The organism is Limnofasciculus baicalensis BBK-W-15 (assembly GCF_024178385.1).
Classification (GTDB): domain Bacteria; phylum Cyanobacteriota; class Cyanobacteriia; order Cyanobacteriales; family Coleofasciculaceae; genus Limnofasciculus; species Limnofasciculus baicalensis.
Genome location: NZ_JAMZMM010000439.1, coordinates 1 through 4,392 on the forward strand (window position 1 = coordinate 1; position 4,392 = coordinate 4,392).

The window sequence follows — 4,392 nt, forward strand, 5'->3', positions numbered from 1 at the left end:
GAATTATTCATTATTACTCACCTTTATTACTAAAAATTTGGACATGGTGGTTATTTATTATAAAATAGCCATCCCACCCAGAATTCTCTTTTATTCTTTGCGTACCTACTCTACGAGAAGCCGCTGCGCGTCTATGAGCTTACCTTCGCGCACCTTTGCGTTGAAAAACGCCCTTCCCCACAAAATTCACAATAAAGTCCTCGGGCGGACTCGATTTGCCTCATCAACCAACCGAATCTTCTCCTCCCCTGTCACCAGATGCGCCATATCGCGCAAGGCTTTTTCTAACCCCTGTCTCAAATGTAATTCTTCCATAGGTTGTCCTAATATTTTAATAGAGGATACTGGGGAAACTGTCTTAGATGTAACTAAATTTAGTGTTGTTTCTAAGACTTGTTTGGCTAATCGATAACAGTCCATCCCTTCTAGAGTTAGGGTTTCTATTGCGCTGGAAGCTTCTTGTAATTCTGTTGTGCCTGGTGGGGAATGTTGAATATTTATTAAGGTTCTGGCTACTTCGACTCGCGATCGCGTAAATAAACTAGAAGTCTGGGGTACTCTTTCCAATGCCGCTACCGCCGCTTTTCGATTTCCGCTATGACTCAGACAACGGGCTAAACCAAATGCGGCTGTGGTATAACTAGGATCTGTCCGGGATACTAGGTCATACATTTTGATGGCTAATTGGGAATTTCCTGCTAATTCTGCTGCTAATCCGAGGGCGAGTTTCGGGGCTAATTCTCCTGGTAAGTCAAAGTATACTTGGTCAAATGCGGCTTGTGCTTCTTTGCCTTTCTTTTGTGCCATTAAGGAGCGTCCTTTATACCATAGCACGCGCCAGTCCCAGGGGTCTTTTTTTTCTACTTCTGTTAAAATTTGCTCGGCTTCATCGTAATCGCTAATATCAATTAAACTATTGGCTAGTCGTAGTTTTCCTTCTACTGAGGTGGGAAATTGATCGACAACTATTTGTAAGTTTACTACCCGTTTAATGGGTTCGGGAATTGCACTGGCATTAAGGATAGCGTTAAAACTTTGATCGGATAAGTCTAGGGTTGGTATGGGTAGTTGATGATAGTCTGGTTGGATGGCATCGAAGTCGTTACTATTAGTTAAGGCTAGCATATCACCGCTGAATACCGTACTGGAAACGGGGCGGGGAGTATTAGTTTCTAAGGCTACTACTTATCGTAGTACACCGATAAGTTGATCCGCCATTTCGTCGGCGGAGATGAGGGGAAGAGAATCGCTATCAATTACATCCAGGAGTAAGTTAAAATGTTGAAATAACTCGTTCATTGCTTCCAATGCTGGATTCACCTCCATTTCTGTAATTCCCGTTAGTTGTACTTGGGGGAATCCAGCCTCACCAGCAAGTCTTTGGTAGGTTGACAATCCGTGTAAGTCCATGAGATCATGGCTTACTAGGTCGATTTTTGTTCTCCAGTCAGCGATTAGTTGGTCAATTTCTTCAAGTGTCACAGATAGTATTCCAGTGGAAATAATAATTGTTACTGGGCATAATTTGATTTTATTATAACAAAACTTACGAAAAGTCTTTTGTCGGGTGCGTTATGCGTAGCTAACGCACCCTATCGGTATCGGTGAGATGGCAGATTTGGCAACGGATGAGGTAACGGATGTAACGGATGTAACGGATGGGGTAGCATAGGGTTTTTAAGATATGATTGACGGAGTTAAGCAATTATAGCGATGAATTTAGATCGACCATTAGGTTTAGTTATTCAAGGTTCTCTATCATTAGGCTTAGAAGTGCGATTGCTGCCTGATATCTCGGTGGAGGATATGCGGGTGGGAAAGTTTTTGGTGGTGAAGGGAATGCGATCGCGCTTTTTCTGTATGCTAACAGATATATCCTTGGGTACTTCGAGTCAGCGTATTCTAGCTAACCCTCCAGATCCTAATGATGACTTTTTATTAGATGTGTTAGCTGGTAGTGGTACTTTCGGTACGGTGAATCTGACACCGATGCTGATGTTTACTCCTCAAGAACTTAGTACCAAACAGAAAGGTGTCGATCTCAATGGTAATACTTCTTTAGCCTCATTTCAAGTTCAAAGTAGTGAGGATATGGAATTACTGCCCGTTAAGACTATTCCTAGTCACTTTTCTCAAGTTTATGATGCTAGCGAGCGAGATTTTAGAGCAGTATTTGGTTGGGAAGACGATCCTCATAAACGCAATTTTGCCATCGGACAACCTCTTGACATGGAGGTTCCTATATGTCTTGATTTAGATAGATTTGTGGAACGGAGTAATGGTGTTTTTGGCAAATCTGGCACAGGGAAATCTTTCTTAACGCGGTTATTATTATCGGGAATTATTCGGAAGCAGGCAGCGGTTAATTTAATTTTCGATATGCACTCAGAATATGGTTGGGAAGCTGTTTCTGAGGGGAAACAATTTAGTACAGTGAAAGGGTTAAGACAGTTGTTTCCTTCTCAGGTACAAGTTTATACTCTAGATCCCGAATCTACTAAGCGGCGCGGAATTAAAGATGCTCAAGCATTATATCTCAATTACGACCAAATTGAAGTTGAAGATATTGCGTTAGTGCGTCAGGAATTGAATTTATCTGAGGCGAGTCTGGAAAATGCCATTATTTTACGGAATGAGTTTGGCAAGTCTTGGATTACTAACCTCCTGAATATGACAAACGAGGAAATTCAGGAGTTTTGCGATACTAGGCGGGGAAATAAGTCTTCCATTATGGCTTTGCAGCGGAAGCTGATGCGTTTGGAAGAATTGAAATATATGCGGAGTGCTGCACCTCATAATTATATCGATCAGATATTACAAATCTTAGATTCAGGTAAGCATGTAGTCGTAGAATTTGGTTCTCAGTCTAACATGCTATCTTATATGTTAGTAACCAACCTAATGACTCGCCGCATTCACAGTAAATACGTCCAGAAAGCAGAAAGATTCCTCCAGTCGAAAAATCCTAGCGATCGCCCGCGTCAATTAGTGATTACAATAGAAGAAGCTCACCGTTTTCTCGACCCAGCGACAGTAAGGCAAACAATCTTTGGTATTATTGCCCGTGAAATGCGGAAATATTTTGTAACATTACTTATTGTAGATCAGCGTCCGTCGGGGATTGATAATGAGGTAATGTCTCAGATAGGGACAAGAATTACCTGTTTGCTCAATGATGATAAGGATATTGACGCTATATTTACGGGAGTGTCGGGGGGACAGAGTTTAAGATCGGTTTTAGCTAAGTTAGATTCTAAACAACAAGCTTTAATTTTAGGTCATGCTGTACCTATGCCAGTAGTGATTAAGACTCGTGCTTATGACCAAAAATTCTATCGGGAAATTGGGGATGTTGCTTGGGGTGAGGAGTCGGATGAAGTGGTGTTTGCGGCGGCGGAAATTGGTAAGGCGGATTTGGGGTTTTGAGGTATCTTATTAGACATCTCCAAAATATTTTAAATCTCATGTTCGTAGTAAGCACTTCAGTGCTTGGAAATAGAGGAGGCACTGAAGTGCCTACTACAAACTAACGAAATAGAGGAGGCACTGAAGTGCCTACTACAAACTAATGGTAATTGATATAAGCTGAAGATTATTTTTAGTCCATTTCAATGGACTTAAGCTGTTAGACAGAGAATTTATTCTCTGGCGGGTTATAATACTTGCCAGTCAACTATTAATAATTTGTGCTACTGAAATAGAAATATCAGGAAATGCCAGTGATTTTATTTCTCCTGTGCTTAGGGTTGTTTTTGTAGCATATTCTCCATCTAAAGGATCTCGAAATACTACCAAATGGGATTTTTTCAGATTGACTACCCAATATTCTGGAATACCAACTTCGGCATAGATTTTGCTTTTTATCTCTAAATCCTTTTCTAAACTAGAGTTGGCATACTCAATTAACCAAAATATATTTTCTGGGTAGGGATGATGTTGTCGATAATCGCGTCCTAAACGTTGGACAATAGCAACATCTGGTTCAGGTTCCGAGTTATTAGGTAGAGTAATGGGTTTAGCTTGGCGTATTGTAGCCCGATTACCTAATAATTGGGTTAAATAGTAACTAGCTTCATGACTACCATAAGCATGAGGTTCTCCTTCTGGTGGCATTTCGACAATTTCTCCATGAAGTAGTTCAATTTTGCGATTACTGAGAATTCCAGCAGCAATCATTTGGTGATATTCGGCAATCGTCCACTTAGCAGCAATAAAAGTCATAATGTTGTTCTACCATGTTAAATTATTTTGGATTCTAACGCAAAGGATCGCCAAGGTACGCAAAGTTTTTTTCAGTAAATTAAGTCTATCAGCCGCTTTTACTTATATTTTAGCGATAAGCGCGATCGCATCACCCACAAAATCAGATTTTCCCGAATAGACAACAACCCC

General features: G+C 40.7%; 4 protein-coding genes. 1 reads left to right on the forward strand and 3 read right to left on the reverse strand.

Features of this window, described 5'->3' with window-relative positions:
* Positions 1-186 precede the first annotated feature (186 nt).
* Together NJ959_RS26125 and NJ959_RS26130 are read right to left on the reverse strand one after the other, a co-directional pair.
* Positions 187-1,125, reverse strand: coding sequence for a tetratricopeptide repeat protein (locus tag NJ959_RS26125; RefSeq protein WP_254014684.1), 939 nt, complete (start codon positions 1,123-1,125; stop codon positions 187-189).
* Positions 1,126-1,185: 60 nt separating this feature from the next.
* Complete coding sequence (locus NJ959_RS26130; RefSeq protein WP_254014685.1) at positions 1,186-1,482, reverse strand: hypothetical protein; 297 nt, start codon at positions 1,480-1,482, stop codon at positions 1,186-1,188.
* 231 nt (positions 1,483-1,713) lie between these two features.
* Here NJ959_RS26130 and NJ959_RS26135 point away from each other — a divergent pair, with 231 nt between their 5' ends.
* Complete coding sequence (locus tag NJ959_RS26135; protein WP_254014686.1) at positions 1,714-3,426, forward strand: helicase HerA domain-containing protein; 1,713 nt, start codon at positions 1,714-1,716, stop codon at positions 3,424-3,426.
* 243 nt (positions 3,427-3,669) lie between these two features.
* On the opposite strand, the gene NJ959_RS26140 is transcribed toward NJ959_RS26135, so the two are convergent.
* Positions 3,670-4,221 (reverse strand): Uma2 family endonuclease, encoded by a 552-nt coding sequence (locus NJ959_RS26140; protein ID WP_254014687.1) that lies wholly within the window; start codon positions 4,219-4,221, stop codon positions 3,670-3,672.
* Between the last annotated feature and the right edge of the window lie 171 nt (positions 4,222-4,392).